Source organism: Cellulomonas sp. H30R-01, assembly GCF_010119915.1.
Lineage (GTDB): Bacteria > Actinomycetota > Actinomycetes > Actinomycetales > Cellulomonadaceae > Cellulomonas > Cellulomonas algicola.
Window position 1 is genome coordinate 3,197,968 of record NZ_CP048210.1, and the last position, 26,874, is coordinate 3,224,841.

Consider the following 26,874-nt stretch of genomic DNA (forward strand, 5'->3'; position numbering starts at 1 on the left):
CTCAGTTCTCCCGGTTCTTCGCGCGGCGCGCGGCCGTGGCGGTGGTGACGGACGGGCCGGCGTCCTGCGACGCCCGACCGGTGAGGGCGACGAACGCGTCCTCGAGCGAGCCCTGCTCCAGGTGCAGGCCGAGCGGGCGGATGCCGTGCTGGTGGAGCGCGACGAGCACGTCCTGCACGACGTTGTCGGTGCCGCGGACCACGACCGTGCCGTCGCCGGCGTCGGGGGCGGTCGCGTCGGCGGGGGGAACGTGGGCACTGCCCGCGCCGGCGGCCGTCGCGACGTGCGTGACGGTCGGTGTGCGGTCGAGCAGCCCGGCGGGCATCGGCGCCGACGGGCGGAACCGCAGCACCTGCTCGGCCGTGGCACGCGCGGCGAGCTCGGCGGGCGTGCCCGTCGCGACGACCCGGCCCGCGTCGATCAGCGCGATCCGGTCGCACAGCCGCTCCGCCTCCTCCATGAGGTGGGTGACCAGCACGATCGTCACGCCGCGCTGCCGGATCGCGTCGACGACGCCCCACGTCTCGCGACGCGCGAGCGGGTCGAGCCCTGTCGTGAGCTCGTCGAGGATCGCGATCTCGGGGTTGCCGACCAGCGCCAGCGCGACGGACAGGCGCTGCTTCTGGCCGCCCGACAGGTTCTGGAACCGCGTGCTCGCCTTCTCGGTCAGGCCCAGGTCGGCGATGAGCGACGTCGGGTCCGCCGGGTCCTCGTAGAACGACGCGTACAGGTCGAGCGCCTCGCGGACCGTGAGGCGCGGCGGCAGCTCGCTCTCCTGGAGCTGGAGGCCGACGCGCTCGTGCAGGCGGCGGGCGTCGCGACGGGGGTCGAGGCCCAGGACGCGGACGGCGCCCGCGTCGGCGTGGCGCAGGCCGCCGACGATCTCGACGGTCGTCGTCTTGCCGGCTCCGTTGCGGCCGAGGATGCCGAAGATCTCACCGGGCTGGACGTGCAGGGAGACGTCGTCGACGGCGACGTTGCTGCCGTAGGTCTTGCGCAGGTGCTCGACCTCGATCACGGGGGTGGGCATGGTGCTCCTCCTGGGTCGGTGCGGGACGGGTGGGCCTCGGCCGGCCGTCGGGCCGGTGCGAGGGTGTGCGGTGCCGCGGGAGCGGCGTGCGGGCCGTCCCGTGGTGCGCGGAGAGATGCGGGTGGTGCGGGTGCCCGGCGGTGGGCCGGTGCGGGTCAGGTCAGCTGGTGCGGACGGGCACGTCGGCGGTCCGGACCAGCCGGTCGACGACGAACGCCATGACGGCGACGAGCACGAGGCTCGCGGCGACGGCCACGGGCGTCGTCACGCCGTTCCCGCCGAACCAGCTCTCGGTGGCGATGGGGCCGGCGTCGGCGGCGAAGAACGCGGAGACGAGCAGGATCGGGCCCGCGGTGAACGGCAGCAGGAGCGTGCCCCACCAGCCGCCGGTCCGCAGGTAGACGATGCCGACGAGCAGCCCCGACACGTACGTCACGAAGTACGTGAGCAGCGCGGCCGGGATGAACGTCTCCGGCCCGGCGCCCGCCGACAGGTCGTCGAAGAACTGCCACTGCCACCCGGCGGCGTCGAAGACCGCGCGCTCCACGAGCAGCAGCAGCGAGAAGACGCCCCCGTAGAGCAGGGCCGTGGCGGCCGCCGCGACGAGCGACCCGCGGACCAGGCTGCGGCGGGTCAGGCCCGTCGCGACGTGGATCGGGAAGTACGTCGTGGTGACGATGATGAACACCGAGAACGGGAACCAGATGGCACCCTGCCGCGTGAACGCGACGATGCTGTTGTGCAGGTCGCCGACGTTGGTGACGATCACGATCACGGCCGCGACCACCACGACGGCGATGCCCCAGAACCACGCGGCGAGGTACACCTGCGTGCGCAGCAGCCAGCGGGCGGTGAGCCACGTCGCGTTCTCGACGTGGCCGGCCCGGGCCTTCGCCGGGAGGGCGGGCGTGGCGGCGGTCATCGGGACTCCTGGGCGGTGAGGACGTCGGCGGTCTCGCCGGCGCCGCGGTCGGTCAGGTGGACGAACAGGTCCTGCAGCCCGACGGCGCCCAGCTCGAGGCCGGCCGCGCGGGCGCGGACGTCGTCGTCGGGCTGCGTGCCGATGACCGTGGCCTGGGCGGTCCGGCCGAGGCTCTGGCGCGCGACGACGCGGCGGCCGACGACGAACGCGTCGACGGCGTCGGCGGGACCGGTGACGGTGAGCCCCTGCTCGCGCAGGGTGGTCGCGTCGTCGGCCGCGAGGACGCGACCCCTGTCGATGACGACGACGTCCTCGAGGAGCCGCTCGACCTCGCCGATCAGGTGGCTGGACAGGACGATCGTGCGCGGGTGCTCGATCCAGTCGGCGAGCAGCGCGTCGTAGAACGCGTACCGCGCGGGGGCGTCCATGCCGAGGTGCACCTCGTCGAGCAGCGTGAGCGGTGCGCGCGTCGCGATGCCGACGACGACGCCGAACGCCGAGCGCTGGCCGCGGCTCATGCGGTCGGGACGCTTGTCGGGGTCGAGCTCGAACCGGTCGAGCAGCGCCTCCGCCGCCTCCCGGTCGAAGTGCGGCCGGCGGTCCGCGAGGAACGCGAGGTTCTCCTTGATCGCCTCGTCGAGGACGACGTCGCCGCTCTCGCGGATCAGGCACGTGCCGCCCATGATCCGCGGGTTCTCCCACGGGTCCTCGCCGTCGACCAGGATCGACCCGCCGTTGCGGCGGCGGAACGCGGCCAGCACCGACAGGAACGTCGTCTTGCCGGAGCCGTTGCGCCCGAGCAGGCCGGTGATCGCGCCGGGGCGGAGGTCGAAGGACACCGCGTCGAGCGCGGTCGTCGAGCCGTAGCGGGCGGTGAGGTCGCGGACCTCGACGCCGAAGCCGGTCATCGGGCACCTGCCTGGGGGGTGTCGGTCGGGTCGGCCGCCGCGGCGTTCGCGGCGTTGGCGCGGAGGCGGGCGACGACCTCGTCGACGTCGATGCCCAGCAGGCGGGCCTGCTCGAGCATCGGGTCGACGACGTCGGCGAAGAACGTGTCGCGGCGCTCGGCGCGCAGCTTCTCGCGGGCGCCGGGGGCGACGAACATGCCGACGCCCCGGCGCTTGTAGAGGACGCCCTCGTCGACCAGCTCGGCGAACGCCTTGGCGGCGGTGGCCGGGTTGATGCGGAAGGTCGTCGCGTACTGCGTCGTGGACATGACCTGCTCCTCGGCCTCGAGGGCGCCGCTGAGGACGTCCTGACGGATCTGGTCGGCGATCTGGACGTACAGGGGTTCACGGCCGTCGAACATGCGGCTACTCCTGTCGTCGTGAAGTTCCTTGGTTCATTACTCGACTAATGAACCATAGAACCGACGTGCGCCACAAGAGGGCCGGGGAAGGTCCGGGGTGGTCCGGTCGTTGCGGCAGGTGCGGCCCGGTGTCCCGGCGCCGCGCGACCGACGACGACGAGGACCCATGCCCGACTACGGCCACGAGCTCACCTTCGGCACCTTCCTGACGCCGACCAACGCCGACCCGCAGGCCCCCGTGACGCTCGCGGTCCTCACCGAGGAGGTCGGGCTCGACCTCGTGACGTTCCAGGACCACCCGTACCAGCCGCGCTTCCTCGACACCTGGACCCTGCTGTCCTACGTCGCCGCCCGCACCTCACGCGTGCACCTCGCGGGCAACGTGCTCAACCTGCCGCTGCGCCAGCCCGCGGTCCTCGCGCGTGCCGTCGCGTCGCTCGACCTGCTGTCCGGCGGACGCGCCGAGCTCGGCCTCGGTGCCGGGGCGTTCTGGGACGCGATGGTCGGGATGGGCGTCGAGCGCCTGACCCCGGGGCAGGGGGTCGACGCGCTGTCCGAGGCGATCGACGTGATCCGCGGGCTGTGGGACACGTCGTCGCGGGGGCCGTTGCGCGCCGGGGGCGCCTACCACTCGGTCGACGGCGCGAAGCGCGGGCCCGCGCCCGTGCACGACGCCGGGATCTGGCTCGGCGCGTACAAGCCGCGCATGCTGCGCCTCGTCGCCCAGAAGGCCGACGGGTGGCTGCCGTCCGAGGGGTACCTGGAGCCGGGCGACCTGGCGCGGGGGAACGCGTCGATCGACGCCGCCGCCGTCGCGGCCGGGCGGGACCCGCGCCAGATCCGGCGGCTGCTCAACGTGTCCCCGGGCTCCGGCTCGCTCACCGGGTCGACGTCCGCGTGGGTCGACGCGCTGGTCGCGCTCGCGGTCGACGAGGGGGTCGGGACGTTCATCCTCGGCACCGACGACCCGTCCGTCATCGAGACGTTCGGCACCGAGGTCGCTCCCGCGGTGCGCGAGCGGGTGGCCGCCGAGCGCGGGGTCGCCGGCACGGTGACCGGTCCCGTCCGGTCGGCCGCGGCGCTCGCGAAGCGCGTCGACGGGATCGACTACGACGCGGTGCCCGCGGGGGTCGAGGTCGTCGAGCCGGGCGACCGCCGGTACGCCGAGGTGCGGTCCACCTACATGCGCCGCGGTGCGCCCGGCCTGGTGCTGCGCCCGTCGACGACCGCGGAGGTCGCGTCGGCGCTCACCTTCGCGCGGGGGCAGCGCGGGCCGCTCGCCGTGCGTTCCGGGGGCCACGGCATCTCCGGGCGGTCGACCAACGACGGCGGTGTCGTGCTCGACCTCGAGCGGCTGTCGTCGGTCGAGGTGCTGGACGAGTCGTCGCGGCGGGTGCGGGTGGGCGCCGGGGCCACGTGGGGCGCCGTCGCGTCGGCGATCGCGCGGCGCGGCTGGGCGATCTCGTCGGGCGACTACGGCGGTGTCGGTGTCGGCGGGCTCGCCACGACCGGCGGCATCGGGCTGCTCGGGCGGCTGCACGGGCTGACGATCGACCACGTCCTCGCGTACGAGGTGGTGCTGGCCGACGGGTCGGTGCACGTCGTGTCTGCTGCTGCCGAACCGGAGCTCTTCTGGGGCCTGCGCGGCGCGGGCGGCAACCTCGGCGTCGTGACGGCGGTCGAGATCGAGGCGTCCGAGGTCCCCGACGTGGTGTTCGCGCAGATGGTCTTCGACGCGACCGACCCGGCCGCGCTCGTCTCCCGCTGGGGTGCGCTCGTGCAGGACGCGCCGCGCGAGCTCACGTCGTTCCTCCACCTGTCGGCCGGTGGCCGCGACCGTGGGCCGATGGCGCAGGCCATGACGGTGTGGGCGTCGGCGGACACGTCGGCCGCCGTCGAGGTGCTCGAGCCGATGCTCGACGTCGCACCCGTCCTCCAGCAGCGCGCCCAGGTCACGCCCTACGCCGGGATCATCGGCCCGGTGTCCAAGCACCACGACGGCGGCGCCCCGCCCGTGTCACGCTCCGGACTGCTCCCCCGGATGACCGACGCGGCGGGGGCGGCGCTCGGCGACCTGCTGCTGAGCGGGGAGGCGTCGCTCCTCCAGCTCCGCGCCACCGGCGGGGCGGTCCACGACGTCGACGCGTCCGCGACGGCCTACGCCCACCGCACGCAGGAGTTCTCGGTGACGTCGTTCGCCGGGCGCCTCGACCGGTCCGGCCTCGACGACGCGTGGGACCGCCTCGCGTACCCGCACATGGACGGCCTCTACCTGTCCTTCGAGACCGACCCGCGCCCCGAGCGCCTGCTCGACGCGTTCCCGCCCGCGACCCTCGACCGCCTGCGCGCCCTCAAGCGCACTTACGACCCGGACCACGTCTTCGACCAGAACTTCCCCATCAACCCAGTTGGCTAGAGGACACGTTCGTCACGTCACGAATGGGCTCTGCCCACCTGGCTGCCTATCCCGCGCCTTCACTATGCTGGGCGGATCCTCGCCCTCGATCGGTCGCGCAAAATCTGCGCGAAACGCTGTCTTGTGTAACCCATTAGCGCCTGCGTGCTCGTCCTGCGTAAACGAGAGTTTAGCGCCGATCCTCTCGCCGACCAGCATAGCCAGACCTAGACCAAAGCCGGTGCCCTCCTCGCCGGTGTCGACCGCAGCACGGCCGCGATAGAAAAGGTCAAAGATCCGCGCCCGCTCCTCGGTTCGAATCTCAGGACCTTCCGATTCCACCGTTATTGCGATGGACGACGGGCTCTCGTCAAAGTACACATATAGCTCAGAGCCGGACCCTGCATACTTTACCGCATTGTCAATAAATGCTTGCGGAATCACTCCTACAGCATCTGGATTTTCTACTAGATTGGCATAGCTATCACCCACGACCCTGAGGCGAATACTGCGGACTTCCATCAGCGGCTTATAAATCTGGAGGTACTTATGCACGGCACCGTGCAAGCGGAAAGAGCGCTTCTTTCGTGGATCGTCAATCTGCTCCGGATAAACCAAGAAAAGTGCCGAGAGAAGCTTGAATTCCATTAGGCGCGCCGCCCAGTATATTGACCGGATGTTGTCGTCGGCCAATGCCAGTTTATCCTGCAGAGAATCGCCGCCAGGATACTTGGTCTCGAGGTACACGTTGACGTGCTGCACAATCTGTGAAATCAACTGTCTATAATCGTGCACCTGAGCGAACGTCTGCTCAATACTAGGCTTGAGGAGTTCGGCAAGATCGTCCTTATAGCGACCCGATTGACGGTATTCTTCCACGATCGCATGCCGTTCGCCATCGAGCCATTCGCGTTCGTCGGCCGCGCTCTCGAGTGCGCGTCCGACTACCGCGTTCAACTCGCCTGCCGACGTCATCGCAGTTGCTCGCCTGCGGGCCTTCTGCCGTGACTTGGTTTCGTTTTGCCTGTCGCGAAGCAAGATTCCAGCGATCAGTAGCGATGCGTCCACGCGCTGGAAGTCGTAGCCATACGAACAGGTTTGAAGCTCGTACGACTCCGACCGTTCACACTGTCGGTTGCGGCACATCTCACACCGCGCCGGCCATTGATAAACCGTGCCCTCTCGCCGCTCGCCTTCATAAACGTGAGGGTAGGGAAAGAACGTCAAGAAGCGCTTGTCCATATTTGGGCCACTCCAATCGCTACCTCAATTAGTGCGATTATGTGGGACACGCGGGCAGAGTCGACGTCGCGTCGTCGCAGACGTCGCTCAAGTCGGGCCGTATCGCGGTCAGAAATTGCACGTCGCGCCAAGCGCCGAGTCCACCAGTCGCCCGCGCCAGCATCGTCCAACTCGCTCTCTATTTGACTCAACCGGAAGCCGACGCTGAAGTGTGACTGCAGTTGCTCGTCGACCATCCGCTTGAAATCGACGTAGTCCGCACTCTTAGGCAGCACCCCGTCGGCCAACTCGAAGAATGGCTGGTAGCGGACCGGCCAGTCGGCGTTGGAATAGGCAATTACGACCTGCGACGGTCGAACATCCTTGATGTGGCGAAGTATGCCCAGGCCCTGGTCCTCAGATAGTTTTCGACCAACGCCCTGCAAGTCGAGAAGTATGAGGTCATAAAGCCCCTGCTCTATGTCTGAGAGACGGGTGATGTCGCGCCACTTGGTGATGTTGTAGCCCGCGGACTTGAACAGGTTTGCATACAAAAATTCCTGGTCGTCCACCACTAAGATGTGCGCTCGACGTACGATCTCTTGCAGCGTCGGCTGCGGCAGGCTACCCCGTGCCATATCGACTCCCCATCGAGTCTGCGCTTGGAGCGTCATCCTCTCGCACCGGAGCCCCGGACATAAGGCCTGCGTGCAGTTTCACCCGTTGGATGAGCGATCGCTAATGCTCGGGTGTTGCCTGGCAGAGATCCCATCGATCGAGCGCGACGCACCTCAGCAATAGGTGAGGTGCGTCGCGCTTGACGGGACAGGCCGGCCGGGCGTGCTCGCCGTCAGCCGGGCGTGCTCGCCGTCAGACGGGCCGCCACCAGCTCGGCGATCTGGACGGCGTTGAGGGCGGCGCCCTTGCGGAGGTTGTCGTTGCTGACGAACAGGGCCAGGCCGCGACCCTCGGGCGCACCCTCGTCCTGGCGGATGCGGCCGACGAGGCTCGGGTCGGCGCCCGCGGCGGCCAGCGGCGTGGGGACGTCGTCGAGCTGGACCCCGGGCGCGTCGGCGAGGAGCTCGCGGGCGCGCTCGGGCGTGATCGGCCGCTCGAACTCCGCGTTGATCGACAGCGAGTGGCCCGTGAACACGGGGACGCGCACGCACGTGCCCGAGACCAGCAGGTCGGGGATGCCGAGGATCTTGCGGGACTCGTGGCGGAGCTTCTGCTCCTCGTCGGTCTCGTAGGAACCGTCGTCCTGGATGGACCCGGCGAGCGGGATGACGTCGAAGGCGATCGTCCGCGGGAACTTCTCCGCGGCCGGGAACTCGACGGCGGACCCGTCGTGCGTCAGCGCGGCGATGTCCTGCGACGCCGCCGCCTGGATCTGCCCCGCCAGCTCGGCGACGCCCGCGAGACCCGCACCGGACACGGCCTGGTAGGTCGAGACGACCAGCCGGCGCAGGCCGGCCTCCTCGTGCAGCACCTTGAGGACCGGCATCGCGGCCATGGTCGTGCAGTTCGGGTTGGCGATGATGCCCTTGACGGTCTCGTCGAGCGCACCCGGGTTGACCTCGGACACGACCAGCGGGACCTCGGGGTCACGCCGCCACGCCGACGAGTTGTCGATGACGACCGCGCCGGCCGCCGCGAACCGCGGGGCGTGCTCCTTCGACGTCCCGCCACCGGCGGAGAAGATCGCGATGTCGATCCCGGACAGGTCCGCGACGGCCACGTCCTCGACCACCACGTCGGCGCCGCGCCACGGCAGCGTCGTGCCGGCGGACCGGGCCGACGCGAAGTAGCGGATCGTCCCGACGGGGAAGTCCCGCTCGTCGAGCAGGCGCCGCAGGACGCTCCCGACCTGGCCGGTCGCCCCGACCACCGCGACAGTGAGCCCGCTCATCGTCCCGTCCCTCCGTACACGACTGCCTCCTGCTGGTCGGCGTCCAGGTCGAACGCCGTGTGGACCGCGCGCACCGCGTCGTCCAGGCTGTCGGCCCGCGTGACCACGGAGATGCGGATCTCCGAGGTCGAGATCATCTCGATGTTGATGCCGGCGTCCGACAGGGCCGCGAACAGCTTCGCGGAGACACCGGGGTGCGACTTCATGCCCGCGCCGATGAGCGAGAGCTTGCCGATCGTGTCGTCGTACTGCAGCGACGTGAAGCCGATGTCGGGCTGGTGCTCGGACAGGGCGGCGGTCGCCGTCGCGCCGTCGGACGCGGGCAGCGTGAACGAGATGTCCGTGAGGCCCGTCGCGGCGACGGACACGTTCTGGACGATCATGTCGATGTTCACGCCGGACCCGGCGACGACCTGGAAGATCCGGGCGGCCTTGCCCGGCACGTCGGGCACGCCGACGACCGTGATCTTGGCCTCGGAACGGTCGTGCGCGACGCCCGCGATGATCGGCTGTTCCACTGCTGCTCCCTCGGGGCTGTCGGGCGCCGGCTCGTTCGTCACGAGCGTGCCGGTGTGGGTCGAGAAGGACGAACGGACGTGCACCGGGACCCCGTACCGGCGTGCGTACTCGACGCACCGCAGGACGAGGACCTTCGCGCCGCTGGCGGCGAGCTCGAGCATCTCGTCGTAGGAGACGCGGTCGAGCTTGCGCGCGGCGGGGACGATGCGCGGGTCCGCCGAGAAGACGCCGTCGACGTCGGTGTAGATCTCGCAGACGTCGGCGCCCAGGCCCGCCGCGAGCGCGACGGCCGTGGTGTCCGAGCCGCCGCGGCCGAGCGTCGTGACGTCGTTCGTGTCCGACGTGACGCCCTGGAAGCCCGCGACGATCGCGACCTGGCCGCGCTCGATCGTCTCCCGGATGCGGTGCGGGACGACGTCGACGATGCGCGCCCGGCCGTGCACGGCGTCCGTGATGACGCCCGCCTGCTGGCCCGTGAACGACTTGGCCTTCACGCCGAGGTTGTTGATCGCCATCGCGAGCAGGGACATCGAGATGCGCTCACCCGCGGTGAGGAGGATGTCCATCTCCCGCGACGGGGGCAGCGGGGTGATCTGCTGGGCGAGGTCGATGAGCTCGTCCGTCGTGTCGCCCATGGCCGAGACCACGACGACGATGTCGTCACCCGCTCGCTTGGCCGCCGCGATCCGCTTGGCGACCCTCTTGATGCTGGCGGCGTCCGCTACGGACGATCCGCCGAACTTCTGCACGACAAGTGCCACGTGCCTGCTCCATCTGTCGCCGGCCTCCGTCTCTCTCAACGGCCCGCCGGGTTCCTTGTGGTTCGCCGGAGCGTAGGCACGCGGCCGGTCCCGCGGCAAACCCGTTCCACCCCTCGGCGCGCACCACGACGGCACGTTCGCGTGGAGGATCTATCGCGCAGGGTGCAACAGAGCTTCCACGCGACGGCAGCCGCGGAGGGCGTGCGGCTCGCGCTACGCGGGCCGGTCGCGGGTATCGAACATCCGGGCCCGGGCGAGGTGAAGCGTTTGAGGGGGTGACGGGTCGGGGGCGACGCGCGGGAGGCTTCCCGGCGACGCAGCAGGGGGCGCCGCGGACGGTCGCGCGCCACGGTCGACGCGAGGACGCGGCGGCCGCCGCAGGGCGGCGTCGGAGAGGACCGGACATGTCCATCGCAGTCGTGCACGGCCGGGGCCGGCTGGTGCTCGCCGCGCTCGTCGTCGTGCTGCTCGCGGTCGTCGGGACGCTCGTCGCGCAGGCGTCGCGCGCCTCCGGGGCGGTCGCGGCGTGCGCCGTCACGTGGACGAACAACACGTGGCCCGGCGGGTTCACCGCCGACGTCCGGCTCACGACCGGCACGCCCCTCACGTCGTGGACCGTGACCTGGACGTGGCCGGGCAGCCAGCAGGTGACGTCCGCCTGGAACGCCACGGTCACGTCCGAGGGCAACCGCGTCACCGCGCGGAACGCGGCCTGGAACGGCACGGTGCCGTCGGGCGGCACCGCGTCGTTCGGCCTGCAGGGGTCGTGGTCGGGCGCGAACACCGCACCGACCGACTTCGCCGTCAACGGCGTCCCGTGCGACGGGCGCCCGACGACCCCGCCGACGCCCACGGTCACCCCGACGCCGACCGTCGAGCCGACGCCGACGGTCACGCCGACGCCGACCCCCACCGTCGAGCCGACCCCGACCCCCACGCCGACCGTCGAGCCGACCCCGACCCCCACGCCCACCGTCGAGCCCACGCCCACCCCCACCCCGACCGCGGGGGGCTGCGGCAGCGCAGTGTTCTGCGACGGTCTGGAGTCGCAGACGTCGACGACGCCGTCGGGCACGTGGAGCGTCGTCACGCCCGACTGCTCGGGCCAGGGCCGCGTCGAGGTCGACACGTCGGTCGCGCACTCGGGCAGCCGCTCGCTCAAGGTCGTCGGCGCCGCGGGCTACTGCAACCACGTCTTCGCGAAGGCCGCCGCCGACCTGAGCGGGCTGTCGCAGGTGTGGCTGCGGTACTGGGTGCGGCACACGACGGCCCTGCCGACGTCGCACACGACGTTCCTCGCGATGCGCGACGCGGGGGACGGCAACCGTGACCTGCGCATGGGCGGCCAGAACGGCGCGCTGCAGTGGAACCGGGCGTCCGACGACGCGACGCTGCCCGAGCAGTCGCCCAACGGCGTCGCGCTGAGCCGGCCGCTGCCGACGTCGTCGTGGCACTGCGTCGAGGTGCAGGTCGACCGCGCCGGACGGCTCGCGACATGGCTCGACGGCACCGCGGTGACCGGGCTGACGGCGGACGGCACGCCGACGCACGACGTCGACGGGCAGTGGTACCGGACGGCCTGGGCACCACGCCCGACGGACCTGCGGCTCGGCTGGGAGAGCTACGGCGAGGGCGCGGACACGCTGTGGTTCGACGACGTGGCCGTCGCGGGCTCCCGCCTGGGCTGCTGAGACCCCCCACGCACGGAGGGGGACGACGACCCCGTCGTGACGACCGCCGCGGACGAGGCAGCGGGCGTCAGGGCGGGGTCGTCCCGCGCGTGGCGTCGACGAGGGCCGCCCCGGCGGTCCAGGTCGGCGGGCGTCCGGGTGACGGTCGACGACCTGCACCGTTCCTCCACCCGAACGGCCCCGCGTCGTCGAGGGCCGGTCCTACGGTGTCCGCATGACGAGCGCCGTCGACGACGACACCCCCGGCGACGGTCCGCCGCCACCACCGCCCACGGGCGCGCGGGCACCGGCCACGACGCCGCCCCCGGCGGGCACCGACGGGATCGTCGTGGCGGGTCTGCGTCGCGCGTTCGGGACCGTCCAGGCGCTCGACGGCGTCGACCTGCGCGCCCGGGCCGGCGCGGTCACGGCGCTCGTCGGGCCGAACGGCTCGGGCAAGACCACCCTGCTGCTCGTCCTGGCGGGCCTGCTGGTGCCCGACGAGGGGCGCGTGCTCGTCGCCGGGCACGACCCCGTCGCCGACGGACCCGGCGCACGCGCCCGGACCGGCTGGATGCCCGACGCGTTCGGGACGTGGGACTCCCTGACCGCGCGCGAGGTCCTCGGCACGTTCGCGGCGGCCTACCGGCTGCCGAAGGCGCAGGCCGACGCGCGCGTCACCGACCTGCTCGCGACCGTGCACCTGTCGGAGTTCGCCGACCGGCCCGCGAGCGTCCTGTCCCGCGGGCAGAAGCAGCGCCTCGGCCTCGCGCGGGCGCTCGTGCACGACCCGCAGGTCCTGCTGCTCGACGAGCCCGCGAGCGGCCTCGACCCGCGCTCGCGCGTCGACCTGCGGCTGCTGCTGCGACGCCTCGCCGACGAGGGCCGCACGGTGCTCGTGTCGAGCCACGTGCTCTCGGAGCTCGAGGAGATGGCCGACGACGCGGTCTTCCTGTCGAAGGGCCGCACGGTCGTCGACTCGTGGTCCGCCGACGCCACCGCGACGACCACGCGCACGTTCCACCTCAAGGCCCTCGCGGCCGGCCCGCTCGCCGCGTGGCTCGCGACCGCCGGCGTCGTGTGGCGCCCCGACGGCCCGACGGTCGAGACCGCGCCCGACCGGCCCGCGGGCGTCCTGGTCGACGTGACCGACGACGCCGACGCCGCCCGCGTCCTGCGTGCCGCCGTCTCCGCGGGGGTCGACGTCGCGTCGTACGCGCCCGTCGTCGGCCGGCTCGAGCAGGCCTACCTGGACCTCGAGGAGGAGCGCCGATGAGCGTCACCCCCGTCGACCTCGACGACGCCGCCGACACCACCCCGCCGCCCGTGCCGTCGGGGCCTCGCTCCGCGACCTGGGGACTCACGTGGCACGGCGTGCGGACCGTCGCCGCGCTCGAGCTGCGCCAGCGGGTCCGGTCGACCCGGTGGGTCGTCGCGCTCGTCGTCTGGTTCCTCGTCGTCGGCGCGCTGACGCTGCTGATCACGGGAGCGATCGGGACGATGGACGAGGAAGGCCTGCAGCGCGGTGCGATCGCGTTCGGCGCGGTCACGATGCTCGTCCTCGGGCTCGGGCTGCTCGTCACGCCGACGCTCACGTCCACCGCGATCAACGGCGACCGTGCCGCCGGGACGCTCGCGACGCTGCAGGTCACGCTCCTGACGCCCGCCGAGATCGCCGCCGGCAAGCTGCTCGCCGCGTGGGCCGCCGCGTGCGCGTTCCTCGTCGCGAGCATCCCGTTCCTCGTGCTCACGCTGTTCCTCGGCGACACTCCCCCGACGTCGCTGCTCGGCGGGCTGCTGCTCGTCGCGCTGCTGCTCGCGACCGTCTGCGGGATGGGCCTCGGCTGGTCGGCGCTCGTGTCGCGCACCGCCGGGTCGACCGTCCTCACGTTCGTCACCGTCGCCGCGCTCACCGTCTTCACGCCGATGCTGTTCGGGCTCACGCTGCCCGTGGTCACGACCACCGAGGACGTGCGCGTCTACGGGGTGCCGCCGCAGGAGGTCACGTCCTCGCTCATGGAGTGCGAGGAGTTCACGCAGCGGTCCGAGGTCATGCACACCGAGCGGACGTGGTGGCTGCTCGGCGCGAACCCGTTCGTGATCGTCGCCGACGCCGTCCCCGCGACGACGGACACGGCCGTGCCGCCGTCCGAGCCGCTCGGTGCGATCCGCGAGGGCGTCCGCGACCTCCGCGACGGGCCGCCGCCCGTCGAGGACTGGTGCTGGATCGACGACGCCAGCCCGGCGAACTCGACCGCCAGCCACAACACCGCACCCGTGTGGCCGTTCGGCCTCGCGCTGCACGTGCTGCTCGGCGCCGCCGGCTTCGTCGCCGCCGTCCGCCGCCTGCGCGTCCCGCAGCACCACCTGGCCCGCGGGACCCGCGTCGCCTGACGGCGCTCACCTGGAGGAGCCGACCGTGCTCGTCGTCGAGATCCACGTCCCGCTCGTCGCCACCGCCACCGCTGGGTACGCCTACCCGTGGATCGACCACGTCGAGGAGCTGCTGTTCGCCGGTGCCGAGGACGGCGCGTACGAGGTGTACGACGACGGCGAGGAGCTCGACGACGAGTACCTGTTCTTCGTCACGGGTGCGGACGAGGCGACCCTGGTCGCGGTCGCGGGCACCGTCGCCCGCCACCCCGGCGTGCCCGACGGCGTGTACGCACGCGTCGCCGACGACGAGGCGGACATGGGCACGGGGAGGCGCGTCGAGGTCGCCTGACGACCACCAGTCGCTTGACGACCGCCAGCCCGGAGCGGGGCGACCTGAGCGTCAGGACTGGAGGGCGTCGTACTCCGCCTCGGCGGCGACGTCGTCGTCCACGTCCAGGCGCAGGTGCGCGAGCATCGTCTGGATCACACGCAGCAGGCCCGACGCCCGCTCGCCCCAGTCGGACAGGTAGGAGAACTGCCACCACCACAGCGCCTCGGTGACCGAGCCGGCCTCGTAGTGCCGCAGCCCCTGCGCGAGCGCCTGCGCGATCGCGACCAGGTCACCCGACACCGACGACTGCTCGAGCTCGGGCGTCACGAGCGGGTCGACGACCTCCGCGTACTCGTCGATGCCCTCGAACACGTTCGCGAGCGCCGCGCGCAGCGGGTCCACGTCCGGGTCGGGGCCCCGGTCCGGCTCGAAGCGCTCCGCCGGCACGACGTCCGTCGTCGCGCCCAGCCGCGCCCCCACCGCGAGCACGTCCGACACCGCGAGCAGCAGCAGCGGCAGCGTCGCCTCGGGCGTCGTGCCCGCCGCGACCTCCGTGACCGTCGTCAGGTAGCTGCGGGACTCGTCCGCGACCGCGCGCGCCAGGTCCAGCAGGTCGGCGTCCGCCGTCGTCGCCTTCACGGTGTCCATCACTTCCCCCGTCCTCGCGTCCCGTCGCCGGGCCACGTCAGGCGCTGATGCGCCGTCGTCCCTCGAACGCCCGGCCGAGCGTGACCTCGTCCGCGTACTCCAGGTCGCCACCGACCGGCAGGCCCGACGCGAGCCGGCTCACCGTGAGCCCCATCGGGACCAGCAGGCGCGCCAGGTACGTCGCGGTCGCCTCGCCCTCGACGTTCGGGTCCGTCGCGAGGATCACCTCGGTCACCGTGCCGTCGGCCAGCCGCGTCATGAGCTGCGCGATGCGCAGGTCGTCCGGGCCGACGCCCGCGATCGGGTTGATGGCCCCGCCGAGCACGTGGTACTTCCCGCGGAACTCGCGCGTCCGCTCGATCGCGACGACGTCCTTCGGCTCCTCGACCACGCACAGCGTCGTCGGCGACCGGCGCGGGTCACGGCAGATGCGGCACTGGTCCTCCTGCGCGACGTTGCCGCAGATCTCGCAGAACCGGACCCGGCGCTTGACCTCGACGAGCGCGTCCGACAGCCGGCGCACGTCCGCCGGGTCCGCCGCGAGGATGTGGAACGCGATGCGCTGAGCGCTCTTGGGACCGACGCCGGGCAGCCGCCCGAGCTCGTCGATCAGGTCCTGGACCGCGCCCTCGTACACGCACCCACCCTACGGTGTGGCGGGCGCGACCCGGTGGTGCCGCAGGTCACGCGTCGCCGTCCGCCACGACCTCGACCTCGAAGCCGTCGCTGTCCTCCAGGTACGCCGCGTAGTGCTCCGGTCCGCCGGCGAACGGGTGCCGGTCCGCGAACAGGAGGGCCCAGCCGTGCGACGGTGCGTCGGCGACGAGCCCGTCGACGTCGTCGCGAGAGCCGCCCCGGAACGCCAGGTGGTTGACACCCGGCCGCCGCCGCTCGTGTGCCGCTGCGACGACGTCCGGCCCCGACTCCAGCACGACGTACGAACCGTCCGGCGCGGTCCAGCTCCGGCCGTCACGCCACGTGTCGCGCGGCACGAACCCCATCGCGCCGAGCAGCCAGTCCCACGACGGGCCCGACGACGCCACGTCGCGGCACCAGACCTCGACATGGTGCAGCGACCCGCGCGCGCTCACCCCTGGGGGTCGTCGAACTGCTCGTCGATGACGGTCCCGCCCAGCAGCTGCGCGACCAGCGGCGCGCCGACCAGCGACGACGACGTGATGTCCGGGTCGTCCGGCGACGGCTCGTCGACCTCGTGCCGCGCGGCCGACCGGGCCGCCGACTCGCGCGCCGCCGCCGCCATGCCGCGCTCGCGCGCCGACGGGGCCGCGTCCGGCGGGGGCTCGGGCAGCCCGGGCTCGCCCGGGTCGTCGTCCGGGGGCTCCGGGAGCGGCGCGTCGTCGTCCCACGAGGCCGCGGCCTCCGCAGCGCTCACGACACCGCGGGGCACCGGCACGGGGGCGGGCGGCGCTGCGACCGCCGTCGCCGTGCCGGCCGCGCTCGCGCCGGTCGATGATCCGCGCGCGTCGACGCCCGACGCCGACCCGGCGTCCGCCCCGCCAGGACCGGCCGGGCCGGCCGCTCGCGGGGCGGCCGGCGCACCGGCCGGCGCACCGCCGCGCGCGTCCTCGGCCGGTGCGGCTCCCGACGGTCCAGGACCCGACGACGGTGCCGCCGACGGCCCGGCGCCGGACGGACGGCCGCCACCGTTCCCCGACCCGGATCCGGGCTCGCCGAGGATCCCCTCGACACGGACGTCGAAGCCGAGCGTCTCGCGCACCGCGCGGGCGACCACGTCGGCGTGCGCGCCGTTGCGGAACGTCGCCGCGAGCTGCGGGGTCGTGAACGACAGGCGCAGCGTCGTCGCGTCGAGCTCGGCGACCTGCGCGTTGCGCGGGTCGACGAGCGCCCACGTCACGCGGCGCAGCCCCTTCACGGTCTCGAGGACCTCGGGCCAGCGCCGACGCAGCACCTCGGTGTCCCGCGACCCGCCCGCCGCAGCGGTCGCTGCCGACACGCTCGCGGGTGCGGGTGAGCTCTCCGGCGCGGGGACCGGCGGCGGTGCGGTGGCCGGTGCGGGCGCCGACGTCGGAGCGGGCGCCGGTGCCGGAACGAGCGCTGACGTCGATTCCGGTGTCGGTGCGGGCTCCTGCCCGACCGCGGCGCGCTCGTCGGTGCTCGTCGCAGGGCGGGCCGGCTCGGACCGGTCAGCCTCGACGGCGTCCCGGTCGGCCGCCCCGACGACGTCGCCGGTGGGACCCGCCGAGTCGCGCGCGGCGCTGCCCTCAGCGTCATCCACCTGAACCGCGGTCGCGGTGTGGTCGACGACGGTCGGCCAGTCGTCGACGGCGCTCGGCTCGTCAGCGACGCCGCCCGGCCGGTCGGTGACGCCGCCCGGGTCGTCGTCGGCGCCGCTCGGGTCGTCGGCGTCGGCCGCGTTCGACGAGTCGGCGGCGGCGCCCGGCTGCCCGTCAGCGGTGCCAGTGCGGTCGTCGGCGCCGGTCGCCGCCGACGTGGCCGCCGAGGCCACTGCGCGGTTCGCGAGCGCTTCCCGGACGGCCGCCGCGCCGCGGGCCGCACCGGGGGCGGGAGCCGAGGCGGGGGCAGGGTCAGGGTCGGCGCCCCGCGCCGAGCCCGGCGCGTCGACGTCGCCCGGGCCGACCAGGCGCGCCGAGGCGAAGGCGGCGCCGTCGGCGGGGAGCCCGCGCTCGAGACGGTCGAGGCGCGCGCCGAGGCCCGAGCGGGTGTCGTCGGCGGCGGGCAGCAGGAGGCGGGCCATGAGGAGCTCGAGGTGGAGGCGCGGCGACGTCGCGCCCGTCATCTCGGTGAGGGCGGCGTTCGCGAGGTCGGCGGACCGCGAGAGCTCGGACGCGCCCAGGTGCTGGGCCTGCAGCCGCATGCGGGCGAGCTGGTCGGCGGGCACGTCGCGCAGCGCGGCTGCGGCGGCGTCGCCGGACGCGGCGATGACGATGAGGTCGCGGAGGCGCTCGAGCAGGTCCTCGACGAAGCGGCGGGGCTCGTGGCCGGTCGTGATGACGCGCTCGACGACACGGAACGCGGACCCGCCGTCACGTGCGGCGATCGCCTCGACGAGGTCGTCGAGCAGCGCGGCCGGGGTGTAGCCGAGCAGCGCGGCCGCGTCGTCGTAGTCGAGACCGCCCTCGCCGGAGCCGGCGATGAGCTGGTCGAGCACGGAGAGGGTGTCGCGGACCGAGCCGCCGCCCGCGCGCACGACGAGCGGGAGGACGCCCGACCCGACGGGCACGCCCTCGCTCGCGCAGAGCTGCTCGAGGTAGGGCACGAGCACGTCCGGCGGGACGAGCCGGAACGGGTAGTGGTGCGTGCGCGAACGGATCGTGCCGATGACCTTGTCGGGCTCGGTCGTCGCGAAGATGAACTTGATGTGCGGCGGTGGCTCCTCGACGATCTTGAGCAGCGCGTTGAAGCCCTGCGGCGTGACCATGTGGGCCTCGTCGAGGATGAACACCTTGAACCGGTCGCGGGCCGGGGCGAACGTCGCGCGCTCGCGGAGCTCGCGGGCGTCGTCGACGCCGCCGTGGCTGGCCGCGTCGATCTCGACGACGTCGAGGCTGCCCGGGCCGCCGCGCGCGAGCTCGACGCACGACGGGCACGTGCCGCACGGGGTGTCCGTCGGGCTGGCCTCGGTGTTCGCCTCGCAGTTGAGGATGCGCGCGAGGATGCGGGCCGACGTCGTCTTGCCGCATCCGCGCGGGCCGCTGAACAGGTACGCGTGGTTGACCTGGCCGCTGCGCAGCGCCTGCCGCAGGGGTGCGGTGACGTGGTCCTGACCGATGACCTCGGCGAAGTTCTCGGGCCGGTAGCGGCGGTACAGGGCTGTCGTCACGCGAGAACCCTAGACGCCCCCACCCACGCGCGGGAGCGTCCGTCCCCGGCCTGCACGGACGCGCGGCGACGCCGGCGACGTGCCGCGGACGGGCCGGTCAGCCGAGCAGCACGACGCCCGCGAGCACGAGCACGACGACGGCCCCGACGGGCGACGCCCACGACCGCCCGCGCTCCCCGACGACCCGCCCGAGCGCACCCGACACCACGCCGAGGACCGTCTGCCAGGCCGCCGACGCGAGGCCCGCACCCGCCACGAACAGCGCGCCCGCGACGAGCACCGGCGACCCGTCCGCCCCGAGCCGCGCCGCGAGCCCGACGGCGACCGTCGCGAAGATCAGCAGCGTCGCGGGGTTCACGATCGTCAGCCCGACGAACCGCACGTACGCGGCCGCCGGGGTCGGTCGCGTCACCCACGCCCGGGACACCGTCGCCACCCCCGGCCCGCCGTCGGCGACGATTCTTCCGCCGCCGGGCCCGGGCGGGTCGACGTCGACCGCGGTCGTCGCGGCGCGCGGCTCCACGGGCACGGCCGCGACGGCCACGCCTGTCTGGCCGGGCACGGCCGGTTCGGACGCCCCCGTCTCGCGCGGCGCGGCCGGGACGGTCGCGTGCGAGGTGCTCGCGCGGTCACGCCACCACGCGCGGAGCGCGAGCACGGCGACGACGACGAGCACCGCGGCGGCCACCCACCGCACGACGTGCTCGTGCTGGGCGACGACCCGTCCGACGGGTGCCCCCGCGGCGACGGCGACGGTCGCGTACAGCAGGTCGACGGTCGCCACGCCGAGCCCGGCGCCGATCGCGACGCGCGTCCCGTGCACGACGCCCTCGCGCAGCAGCAGCACACCGATCGGCCCGACGGGCACGGCGACGGCGAGCCCGGCGAGCGCGCCGAGCAGCAGGGCGGAGGTCACGTCCACGCCGACCAGGATCGTCCCGTCGTGCGGCGCGCGTCGACGGTCCGCTGCGCAAGTCGTCGTCGGACTGCGAGAATGTGCGCCGTGGACGTCATCGACGACGCGATCCTTCGAGAGCTGACCGCGGATGCGCGGTTGCCGTTCCGCGAGCTCGGCGCGCGCGTGGGCCTCTCCGCGAACGCCGCGGCGGCACGCGTGCGCCGCCTGGTGGACGACGGCACGATCCGCGGCTTCACGATCGTCACCGGCCGCGCACCCGCGGGAGCGCCCGTCGGCGGGCTCGAGGTCTTCATCGAGGTGCGCCTGGCGCCGGAGACGACCAACGAGGACTTCCAGGCGGCGCTGCGACGCGCGCCCGGCTTCCCGCAGGTCCTCGACGCGGTGCACGTGACCGGCTCGTACGACTACCTGCTGCACGCGCTCGTCGCGGACCCCGCGTCGCTCGACCGCCTCGTCCGCCGGCTCAAGCGTGAGGCGGGCGCCGCGCAGACGTTCACGCGCCTCGCCCTGCGCGACCCCGAGCCCGCCTGACGCGCCGTCGTCGCGACGGTTCACCCCACCCGCGGGACGTCGGTCCCTGTCGGGCGGCGCGCGCCCGTCGATAGGTTCGACGACGGCTCACGACGCGCGAGAGGCAGCAGGGGATGACGTTCTGGCACACCACCGTCCTGGTGCTGGGCGCCGCGGGGTTCGTCCTCGCGCTCGTCGTGGTCGCCGCCGCGGGCTCCTACCTGGCGCAGTGGACGCGACGGGAGCGCTCGTCGCCCGAGGCGTGATCCTCCCGGATCCCGCCCGGGACGTGAAGGACCCCTCGCACACCCGCCAGAGCTCACCTGCCCTTGCTGCCTTCCGGCCCTGGGGGGGTTCAGCGAGATGACGCCGCACGAGGGGTCTGCCCACCAGCCTAACGGACGTGGGGACGCCCTCGCGCACGGCCGAGCGGCGCACGGCCCGGACACGCGCGCGGCGACGGCCGTCAGTCCAGGACGCGCCGCAGGTAGCGGTGCGGGTCGTCGAGGAACCCGCGCCACCGCTGGACGAGGTCGAGGTCGTCCCAGTCGCACCGCCGCATCCCCCACTCGCCGACCTCCCAGACCGTCGCGCCGGGCAGCGCCGCGAGGATCGGCGAGTGCGTCGACAGGACGACCTGCGACCCGGGAGAGCGGACGAGGTCGTGCAGGTGCGCGAGCAGCGCGAGGCAGCCGGTGAACGACAGCGCCGCCTCGGGCTCGTCGAGCAGGTACAGCCCCGGCTTGAACATGCGGTCTCCGACGAGGGACAGGAACGACTCGCCGTGCGACATCTCGTGGAACCGCGGCTCCGGGCGCATGCCCGGGTTCTCCTCGAGGTACGTGTAGAAGGAGTGCATCGTCTCGGCGCGCAGGAAGAAGCCGAACCGCCCGGCGCCGACGTCGCGCACGAGCCGGAACCGCAGCTCGGCCTCCGACGGGCGCGTCGAGTGCGCGGACCCGATCGACCCGCCCTCCGGCCCCATGTCGCGGCTGAGGGCGAGCGCCTCGACGAGCGTCGACTTCCCGGCACCGTTCTCCCCGACGAGGATCGTCACCGGGTCGAGGTCCCAGCCCTCCGCCATCACCTGCCGCACGGCGGGGATGCGGGCGTACCAGGGCGCGTCCGCGTCGTCCGGCACGCCCGACGGCTGGACGCGTCGCACGGGCAGCGGACGGTCGAGGCTCACGCCGCAGGTGTACCCGGCGGTCGGGCGCGCGTCCAGCGGGTGTGCGGGACGGTCGACCGGGCCACACTCGGAGAGGTGAGCAGCGACGGCATCCCGGGACCGGTGGCCGCGCCCCCGGCGACACCTGCGCCGGGGACCGAGCGGTACGACTACGACCTCGTCGTGATCGGCTCCGGGCCGGGCGGCCAGAAGGCGGCGATCGCCGCGGCGAAGCTCGGGCACCGCGTCGCGGTCGTCGAGCGGCGGCACATGATGGGCGGCGTCTCCGTCAACACCGGCACGATCCCGTCGAAGACGCTGCGGGAGGCCGTCCTCTACCTGACGGGCATGGCGCAGCGTGACATGTACGGCGCGAGCTACCGCGTGAAGAGCGACATCACGATCGAGGACCTGTTCGCGCGCACGCAGCACGTCATCGGTCGCGAGATCGAGGTCGTGCGTGCGCAGCTGCTGCGCAACCACGTCGACCTGCACGCGGGGGCCGCGGCGTTCGTCGACCCGCACACCGTCGAGATCACCGACGACGACGGGAGGCGCACGCGGTTCTCGGGCCGGTTCGTCGTCATCGCGACCGGGTCCCGTCCTCACCGGCCCGACACCGTGCAGTTCGACGAGCGGACCGTCGTCGACTCCGACGGCGTGCTCGCGCTCGACCGGGTGCCGGGGTCGATGGTCGTCGTCGGCGCCGGGATCATCGGCATCGAGTACGCGTCCATGTTCGCCGCGCTCGGGACCCGCGTGACGATCATCGACAAGCGCCCGACGATGCTGGAGATGTGCGACCCCGAGGTCGTCGAGTCCCTGAAGTTCCACCTGCGCGACCTGTCGGTGTCGTTCCGGCTCGGCGAGGAGGTCGCGGGCGTCGACACCGGCTCACGCGGGACCGTCACACGCCTCGCGTCGGGCAAGAAGATCGCCGCCGACACCGTCATGTACTCCGCCGGGCGACAGGGGCAGACGGCCCGCCTGAACCTCGAGGCCGCCGGGCTGCAGGCGGACGAGCGCGGGCGCATCGTCGTCGACGGGGACTACCGGACCGCGGTACCGCACATCTTCGCCGTCGGCGACGTCATCGGTTTCCCCGCGCTCGCGGCCACGTCCATGGACCAGGGCCGGCTCGCGGCGTACCGCGCGTTCGACGAGCCCGCGCGCGAGCTCGCGGCCGTGCAGCCCATCGGGATCTACACGATCCCGGAGATCTCGTACTGCGGGCGGACGGAGGACCAGCTCACCGCGGACTCGGTCCCCTACGAGGTCGGGATCGCGCGTTACCGTGAGCTCGCACGCGGCCAGATCGTCGGCGACTCCTACGGGATGCTCAAGCTGCTCGTGCACACGGAGACGCGGGAGCTGCTCGGGGTGCACATCTTCGGGACGTCGGCGACCGACCTCGTGCACATCGGCCAGGCGATCATGGCGTGCGGCGGCGACGTGGACTACCTCGTGGACACCGTGCTCAACTACCCGACGCTGTCCGAGGCGTACAAGGTCGCGGCGCTGGACGCGACGAACAAGATCCGCGCGGTGGCACGGTTCAGCGAGGTGTGACGGAGGAGGACCGGTGGCGGGGCTCACGTGGGGAGGGCCCGCTCGGGACCTCGACTGCCGCATCTGCGGGACGCGCGGCACGGCCGACGGGGTCGTCACGACGGCCGGACCCGACGGGGCCGAGATCCACGGCGTGCGCTGCGCGACGTGCGGCGCGCTCGACCTGCTGCCCGTCGCCGGCGCGTCCGGCTCGGACGACGTGCAGGTCGACGAGTACGTCGAGGGCGGTGCGGGGGTCGGGACCATCGCGACGGCCCTCGCCGCCGTCGAACCCGCGCGCGTGCGGCGCTTCCTCGACGTCGGCTGCAACTACGGCTTCGCGCTCGACGTCGCCCGGTTCGCGCACGGCTGGGAGGTGCTGGGCATCGACCCGTCGTACGCGGCGGTCCGCGGCGCCGCCGAGCTGGGCGTGCCGATCGTCCACGACTTCCTGACGACGGAGTCGGACCTGGGCGGCACGTTCGACCTGATCCTGGCGAGCGAGGTCATCGAGCACGTGCCCGCACCGCTCGACCTCGCGCGCGTCCTGCGCCGCCACGCGGGCCCGACGGGGATCGTCCTGCTCACGACCCCGGCCGCCGAGCACGTCACCCCCGAGTCCCCCGAGCCGGAGGTCGTCGCCGCCCTGAGCGCCGGCCTGCACACCGTCCTCGCGACCCGCGACGGCCTGCGCGACCTGCTGCGGAAGGCCGGGTTCGCCGTCGCCGAGGTCCGCCGCGAGGGCCTCACGCTCGTCGCGTTCGCGACCGACGACACCTCCGCGCCCGCACCGCACTGGGACCGGCACCTGCCGCCCGCCGTGCTCGAGGACTACTACGCGCACCGCGCCGCCGAGGCGGACCCGTCCGGCGCGCTCGCCGTCGGCACGGCGACGCGGCTCGTGCGCTCGCTCGTCGCCCGGGGCGCGTTCGCGGAGGCCGAGAAGGCGATCCCCCGCATGGTCGAGACGGTCCGCGCCCGGCACGGCGTCGACCTCGACGACCCCGACGCGGCGCTCGCGGCGCTGCACGCCGGGGCGGACGCGTCGTGGGCCCTGCCCGGGGCGGCGCACGCGATCGGCATGACCTGCCTCCTGTCGCGCGACGACGTCACCGCCGCCGAGCGGTACCTCGCGCTCGCGCAGCAGGCCGCGATCACGTGGATCGGCACCCACCCGACGGACCTCGACGCGCTCGACGTCCGGTTCGAGGCCGCCGTGCACCGGGCGGTCGCCCTGGCCCGCACCCGACCCGCCGACGCGGCCGCGCTCGCGCTCGAGCTGCCCGAGCACCTCGACACGTCCACGCCCGACGGACGCGACCGCGTGGCCGGCCGCCGCTGCCACGTCCTCGTCGAGCTCGTCGCGCGCGGCCGGTACGACGACGCCGGCCCGCTCGTCGGACCCGTCGCGGACGCCGCACCCCGCCTGGCCCGCGGCGACGGCCGCTGGAGGACGTCCGCGCTCGACGCGCTGCTCTCGCTCGGGATGCGCGCGCTCAACACCGGCGACCCGCGCACCGCGCGCCTGTGGTTCACCACCGCGGCCGACGCCGCCGGCGAGCACCCGGACGACCCGCACGCGCAGGCGCTGGCCGCCATCGCGCAGGAGCACGTCACGCTCGCCGCCGCGCAGGGTGCCGTCGAGGAGGTCGCACCGCTGCGCCCCGTCGAGGCTCCCGTGCACCACGGCGTCGACGTGTACTGGTGCGACGCGTCGGGGGTGTACCTCGAGGGCTGGGCGCACACCGCGCCCGAGCCCGCGAGCGGCGTGTCCGTCGAGGTCCGCGGCACCTCGGTCCGTGCCGCGCGGCGCCCCCGCCCCGACCTGGCGGCGTTCTGGCCCGGCGACCCGCACGTGGTCGACACCGGGTTCGCGGCGTACGTGCCAGGCACCCCGCACGGCGAGGTCACGCTCGTCGTGCACACCGCGCGCGGCGACCACCGCGTCCCGCTCGACCTGCCGGACCACCCGCTCCCGCGCCACGACGAGGTCGCGGAGCTCGACGAGGAGGAGCTCCTGGCCGAGCTCGCCGCCGCCGCACCGCCCGGACCGGTCCTCTGGCTGGGCTCGCGGACCGACCGGCCCGACGAGTACGAGCGGCTCGAGGCCCCCTTCGCGGGACGCGTCGTCCGGCACCTCGACATCCACGCAGGTCCGGGCGTCGACGTCGTCGCGGACGTGCACGCGCTGTCCACGGCGGTGCCCGCGGGCGAGTACGCCGTCGTGGTGTCGCGGAGCCTGCTCGAGCACGTCGCGGCGCCGTGGCTCGTCGCCGCCGAGATCGGCAAGGTGCTCGCGCCCGGCGGGCTCACGTGCCACGTCGTCCCGTGGACCTGGCCCACGCACGCCCAGCCGAACGACTTCTGGCGGCTCTCGGACGCGGGCCTGCGCCAGCTCTTCGGGCCCGCCACGGGCTTCCGCACGCTGCGCACGGGCATGGCCGGTGGCGTGACGGTGACGCCGTCGGCGCACTGGCGCGAGCACGCGTACCTCATGCCCGCGGTCGCCAGCGAGTCCGGGGCGTGGGTGGTCGCCGAGAAGGTCGGCCCGCCCGCCGGTCCCGTGAGCTGGCCCGTCGACGCGGCGGACAGCGCCGAGGTCGCCCGTCGCTACCCCGTCGACGGGCTCGCGCCGGCGGCACCTCCCGTCGGGACCATCGCGCGGGCCGACGCCGACGCGTCGCGGACCCCCGCGTCGCCGGACGTCGTCGCTCCCGGGACCCCCGCGCCGGTCGCCGTCGTCCCCCGGACACCCGCGCCGGTCGCCGCCCGTCCGGGGGCCGCGACCGCGCACCCGCGGTCGGCCGCCGTGACCGCGATCCTCCCGCTCTACCAGGGCGCCGGGTACGTCCGGGACGCGCTGCGCTCGATCGCCGCGCAGACCCTGCTGCCCGTCGAGGTCCTCGTCGTCGACGACGGCTCGACCGACGGAGGCGGCGCGCTCGCCGCCGCGTTCGACTCGCCCGTGCCGATCCGCGTCCTGCGGCAGGACAACGCCGGGCAGTCCGCCGCCCGCAACACCGCGGCCGCCGCCGCGCGCGGGGACCTGCTCGCGTTCCTCGACCAGGACGACACCTGGTACCCGCAGCACCTGGCCCGGCTCGTGCGGCCGTTCGAGCGCTCGCAGCACGTCGCGTGGTCGTACAGCGACTTCGACGAGATCGACGGCGAGGGCGGCACCGTCACGCGCTCGTACATCCGCACGTACCAGCTGCCGCACCCGCACCGCACGCTGCTCGAGCTGCTCGCGTCGGACCTCATGGTCGTGCCGTCCGCGTCCGTCCTGCGCGCCGACGCGTACCGCGAGGTCGGCGGGTTCGACCCGCAGCTCGTCGGGTACGAGGACGACGACCTGTTCATCCGCATGTTCCGCGCGGGCTGGCACGCGGAGTTCGTCCGCGAGTCGCTCACCCGGTTCCGCGTGCACGCGACGAGCACGTCGGCGGGCGAGCGGTTCCGCGCCAGCCGCGTGGCCTTCCTCGACAAGCTCGCGCGCACCACGCCCGACGACGTCCGCATGCAGCGGTACTACGTGCGCGACCTCGTCGTGCCGCGCCTGTTCCAGATCACCCTCGACGACTACGTGACCGCACTGCGGTCGGGCGACCTCGACGCGGCCCGGGCGATCGCCGGGACCGCCGCGCAGGTCGCCGCGTACAGACGGCCGAGCGCCCGACGACGTCGACGTCTGCGGGCGCTCGAGCGGCCCGAGCTCGTGCAGGCCGCGCTGCGGGCGCGGGCGGCGCTGCCGTCCTGGCTGCAGCCGTCCGTGCACGCGGCGTTCGACCGGCCCTGAGGCGCGCGCGGGACGTCGG

At 73.6% G+C, this 26,874-nt stretch carries 23 protein-coding genes and 1 other RNA gene; 9 read left to right on the forward strand and 15 right to left on the reverse strand.

The annotated features are described in order from the left end of the window. Position 1: 1 nt before the first annotated feature. The 4 genes from GXP71_RS14310 to GXP71_RS14325 all read right to left on the reverse strand — a co-directional run bounded on the left by GXP71_RS14310 (position 2) and on the right by GXP71_RS14325 (position 3,261). Complete coding sequence (locus GXP71_RS14310; protein WP_162353198.1) at positions 2 to 1,030, reverse strand: ABC transporter ATP-binding protein; 1,029 nt, start codon at positions 1,028 to 1,030, stop codon at positions 2 to 4. Between the two features lie 160 nt (positions 1,031 to 1,190). Then, the gene (locus GXP71_RS14315) at positions 1,191 to 1,952 is read right to left on the reverse strand and encodes a hypothetical protein (RefSeq protein ID WP_162353199.1); all 762 of its coding nucleotides are present in this window, start codon (positions 1,950 to 1,952) and stop codon (positions 1,191 to 1,193) included. Next, positions 1,949 to 2,860, reverse strand: a complete 912-nt coding sequence (locus tag GXP71_RS14320; protein WP_162353200.1) for an ATP-binding cassette domain-containing protein — start codon at positions 2,858 to 2,860, stop codon at positions 1,949 to 1,951. The genes GXP71_RS14315 and GXP71_RS14320 overlap by 4 nt, the downstream gene beginning before the upstream one ends. Next, positions 2,857 to 3,261 (reverse strand): GntR family transcriptional regulator, encoded by a 405-nt coding sequence (locus tag GXP71_RS14325; RefSeq protein WP_162353201.1) that lies wholly within the window; start codon positions 3,259 to 3,261, stop codon positions 2,857 to 2,859. The genes GXP71_RS14320 and GXP71_RS14325 overlap by 4 nt, the downstream gene beginning before the upstream one ends. A gap of 166 nt (positions 3,262 to 3,427) precedes the next feature. Here GXP71_RS14325 and GXP71_RS14330 point away from each other — a divergent pair, with 166 nt between their 5' ends. After that, complete coding sequence (locus GXP71_RS14330; protein WP_162353202.1) at positions 3,428 to 5,677, forward strand: LLM class flavin-dependent oxidoreductase; 2,250 nt, start codon at positions 3,428 to 3,430, stop codon at positions 5,675 to 5,677. A gap of 12 nt (positions 5,678 to 5,689) precedes the next feature. On the opposite strand, the gene GXP71_RS14335 is transcribed toward GXP71_RS14330, so the two are convergent. The 4 genes from GXP71_RS14335 to GXP71_RS14350 all read right to left on the reverse strand — a co-directional run bounded on the left by GXP71_RS14335 (position 5,690) and on the right by GXP71_RS14350 (position 10,066). Beyond that, the gene (locus GXP71_RS14335; protein ID WP_162353203.1) at positions 5,690 to 6,898 is read right to left on the reverse strand and encodes a HAMP domain-containing sensor histidine kinase; all 1,209 of its coding nucleotides are present in this window, start codon (positions 6,896 to 6,898) and stop codon (positions 5,690 to 5,692) included. Continuing rightward, positions 6,880 to 7,515 carry a response regulator gene (locus tag GXP71_RS14340; RefSeq protein WP_162353204.1) on the reverse strand — a complete coding sequence of 212 codons (636 nt, stop codon included), beginning with the start codon at positions 7,513 to 7,515 and terminating at the stop codon, positions 6,880 to 6,882. Before GXP71_RS14340 ends, GXP71_RS14335 begins: the two co-directional genes overlap by 19 nt. 212 nt (positions 7,516 to 7,727) lie before the next feature. Beyond that, on the reverse strand, positions 7,728 to 8,786 hold the full coding sequence (locus GXP71_RS14345; RefSeq protein WP_162353205.1) for an aspartate-semialdehyde dehydrogenase: 1,059 nt from the start codon (positions 8,784 to 8,786) through the stop codon (positions 7,728 to 7,730). Further along, positions 8,783 to 10,066: an aspartate kinase gene (locus GXP71_RS14350; RefSeq protein ID WP_124341676.1), complete on the reverse strand. Its 1,284-nt coding sequence runs from the start codon at positions 10,064 to 10,066 to the stop codon at positions 8,783 to 8,785. Before GXP71_RS14350 ends, GXP71_RS14345 begins: the two co-directional genes overlap by 4 nt. 404 nt (positions 10,067 to 10,470) lie before the next feature. Here GXP71_RS14350 and GXP71_RS14355 point away from each other — a divergent pair, with 404 nt between their 5' ends. The 4 genes from GXP71_RS14355 to GXP71_RS14370 all read left to right on the forward strand — a co-directional run bounded on the left by GXP71_RS14355 (position 10,471) and on the right by GXP71_RS14370 (position 14,461). Next, positions 10,471 to 11,757, forward strand: a complete 1,287-nt coding sequence (locus GXP71_RS14355; RefSeq protein WP_162353206.1) for a cellulose-binding domain-containing protein — start codon at positions 10,471 to 10,473, stop codon at positions 11,755 to 11,757. Positions 11,758 to 11,971: 214 nt separating this feature from the next. Then, the gene (locus tag GXP71_RS14360; protein WP_162353207.1) at positions 11,972 to 13,012 is read left to right on the forward strand and encodes an ABC transporter ATP-binding protein; all 1,041 of its coding nucleotides are present in this window, start codon (positions 11,972 to 11,974) and stop codon (positions 13,010 to 13,012) included. Next, positions 13,009 to 14,130: an ABC transporter permease gene (locus GXP71_RS14365; RefSeq protein ID WP_162353208.1), complete on the forward strand. Its 1,122-nt coding sequence runs from the start codon at positions 13,009 to 13,011 to the stop codon at positions 14,128 to 14,130. Before GXP71_RS14360 ends, GXP71_RS14365 begins: the two co-directional genes overlap by 4 nt. Positions 14,131 to 14,155: 25 nt before the next feature. Beyond that, positions 14,156 to 14,461 carry a hypothetical protein gene (locus tag GXP71_RS14370; protein ID WP_202924255.1) on the forward strand — a complete coding sequence of 102 codons (306 nt, stop codon included), beginning with the start codon at positions 14,156 to 14,158 and terminating at the stop codon, positions 14,459 to 14,461. A 51-nt stretch (positions 14,462 to 14,512) separates the two neighbouring features. On the opposite strand, the gene GXP71_RS14375 is transcribed toward GXP71_RS14370, so the two are convergent. From GXP71_RS14375 to GXP71_RS14395, 5 genes are all read right to left on the reverse strand, one after another. Beyond that, positions 14,513 to 15,091 carry a DUF5063 domain-containing protein gene (locus GXP71_RS14375; protein ID WP_124341672.1) on the reverse strand — a complete coding sequence of 193 codons (579 nt, stop codon included), beginning with the start codon at positions 15,089 to 15,091 and terminating at the stop codon, positions 14,513 to 14,515. A 37-nt stretch (positions 15,092 to 15,128) separates the two neighbouring features. Next, entirely contained in the window at positions 15,129 to 15,728 is a 600-nt protein-coding gene (gene recR, locus GXP71_RS14380; RefSeq protein WP_124341671.1) for a recombination mediator RecR, read from the reverse strand. A gap of 46 nt (positions 15,729 to 15,774) precedes the next feature. Next, complete coding sequence (locus GXP71_RS14385; protein ID WP_162353209.1) at positions 15,775 to 16,182, reverse strand: VOC family protein; 408 nt, start codon at positions 16,180 to 16,182, stop codon at positions 15,775 to 15,777. Then, positions 16,179 to 18,914: a DNA polymerase III subunit gamma and tau gene (locus GXP71_RS14390; protein WP_162353210.1), complete on the reverse strand. Its 2,736-nt coding sequence runs from the start codon at positions 18,912 to 18,914 to the stop codon at positions 16,179 to 16,181. Before GXP71_RS14390 ends, GXP71_RS14385 begins: the two co-directional genes overlap by 4 nt. 97 nt (positions 18,915 to 19,011) lie before the next feature. After that, positions 19,012 to 19,836 carry a LysE family transporter gene (locus GXP71_RS14395; protein ID WP_162353211.1) on the reverse strand — a complete coding sequence of 275 codons (825 nt, stop codon included), beginning with the start codon at positions 19,834 to 19,836 and terminating at the stop codon, positions 19,012 to 19,014. Positions 19,837 to 19,908: 72 nt separating this feature from the next. On the opposite strand from GXP71_RS14395, the gene GXP71_RS14400 reads away from it, so the two are divergent. Further along, the gene (locus GXP71_RS14400; protein ID WP_200829759.1) at positions 19,909 to 20,364 is read left to right on the forward strand and encodes an Lrp/AsnC family transcriptional regulator; all 456 of its coding nucleotides are present in this window, start codon (positions 19,909 to 19,911) and stop codon (positions 20,362 to 20,364) included. A 113-nt stretch (positions 20,365 to 20,477) separates the two neighbouring features. Continuing rightward, positions 20,478 to 20,609: a hypothetical protein gene (locus GXP71_RS20520; protein WP_255490122.1), complete on the forward strand. Its 132-nt coding sequence runs from the start codon at positions 20,478 to 20,480 to the stop codon at positions 20,607 to 20,609. A gap of 23 nt (positions 20,610 to 20,632) precedes the next feature. On the opposite strand, the gene ffs is transcribed toward GXP71_RS20520, so the two are convergent. Then, positions 20,633 to 20,729: signal recognition particle sRNA small type (ffs, locus tag GXP71_RS14405), an RNA gene on the reverse strand. Positions 20,730 to 20,809: 80 nt separating this feature from the next. After that, positions 20,810 to 21,532: an AAA family ATPase gene (locus GXP71_RS14410; protein WP_162353212.1), complete on the reverse strand. Its 723-nt coding sequence runs from the start codon at positions 21,530 to 21,532 to the stop codon at positions 20,810 to 20,812. A 75-nt stretch (positions 21,533 to 21,607) separates the two neighbouring features. Between GXP71_RS14410 and sthA the strand changes: the two genes are divergently transcribed. Continuing rightward, positions 21,608 to 23,080: a Si-specific NAD(P)(+) transhydrogenase gene (gene sthA / locus GXP71_RS14415; protein ID WP_202924256.1), complete on the forward strand. Its 1,473-nt coding sequence runs from the start codon at positions 21,608 to 21,610 to the stop codon at positions 23,078 to 23,080. Between the two features lie 13 nt (positions 23,081 to 23,093). Beyond that, a complete protein-coding gene (locus tag GXP71_RS14420; protein ID WP_162353213.1) occupies positions 23,094 to 26,855 on the forward strand; it encodes a glycosyltransferase in 3,762 nt (1,253 codons plus the stop codon). The last annotated feature ends 19 nt before the right edge of the window (positions 26,856 to 26,874 follow it).

Bases quoted from the DNA above. Each gene is read 5' to 3' on its own strand.
- GXP71_RS14365 (WP_162353208.1), top strand. From the start codon at position 13,009: ATGAGCGTCACCCCCGTCGACCTCGACGACGCCGCCGACACCACCCCG.
- GXP71_RS14340 (WP_162353204.1), bottom strand. From the start codon at position 7,515: ATGGCACGGGGTAGCCTGCCGCAGCCGACGCTGCAAGAGATCGTACGT.
- GXP71_RS14345 (WP_162353205.1), bottom strand. From the start codon at position 8,786: ATGAGCGGGCTCACTGTCGCGGTGGTCGGGGCGACCGGCCAGGTCGGG.
- GXP71_RS14335 (WP_162353203.1), bottom strand. From the start codon at position 6,898: ATGGACAAGCGCTTCTTGACGTTCTTTCCCTACCCTCACGTTTATGAA.
- GXP71_RS14375 (WP_124341672.1), bottom strand. From the start codon at position 15,091: ATGGACACCGTGAAGGCGACGACGGCGGACGCCGACCTGCTGGACCTG.
- GXP71_RS14355 (WP_162353206.1), top strand. From the start codon at position 10,471: ATGTCCATCGCAGTCGTGCACGGCCGGGGCCGGCTGGTGCTCGCCGCG.
- GXP71_RS14330 (WP_162353202.1), top strand. From the start codon at position 3,428: ATGCCCGACTACGGCCACGAGCTCACCTTCGGCACCTTCCTGACGCCG.
- GXP71_RS14325 (WP_162353201.1), bottom strand. From the start codon at position 3,261: ATGTTCGACGGCCGTGAACCCCTGTACGTCCAGATCGCCGACCAGATC.
- GXP71_RS14400 (WP_200829759.1), top strand. From the start codon at position 19,909: ATGTGCGCCGTGGACGTCATCGACGACGCGATCCTTCGAGAGCTGACC.
- GXP71_RS14320 (WP_162353200.1), bottom strand. From the start codon at position 2,860: ATGACCGGCTTCGGCGTCGAGGTCCGCGACCTCACCGCCCGCTACGGC.
- GXP71_RS20520 (WP_255490122.1), top strand. From the start codon at position 20,478: ATGACGTTCTGGCACACCACCGTCCTGGTGCTGGGCGCCGCGGGGTTC.
- GXP71_RS14310 (WP_162353198.1), bottom strand. From the start codon at position 1,030: ATGCCCACCCCCGTGATCGAGGTCGAGCACCTGCGCAAGACCTACGGC.
- GXP71_RS14360 (WP_162353207.1), top strand. From the start codon at position 11,972: ATGACGAGCGCCGTCGACGACGACACCCCCGGCGACGGTCCGCCGCCA.
- GXP71_RS14315 (WP_162353199.1), bottom strand. From the start codon at position 1,952: ATGACCGCCGCCACGCCCGCCCTCCCGGCGAAGGCCCGGGCCGGCCAC.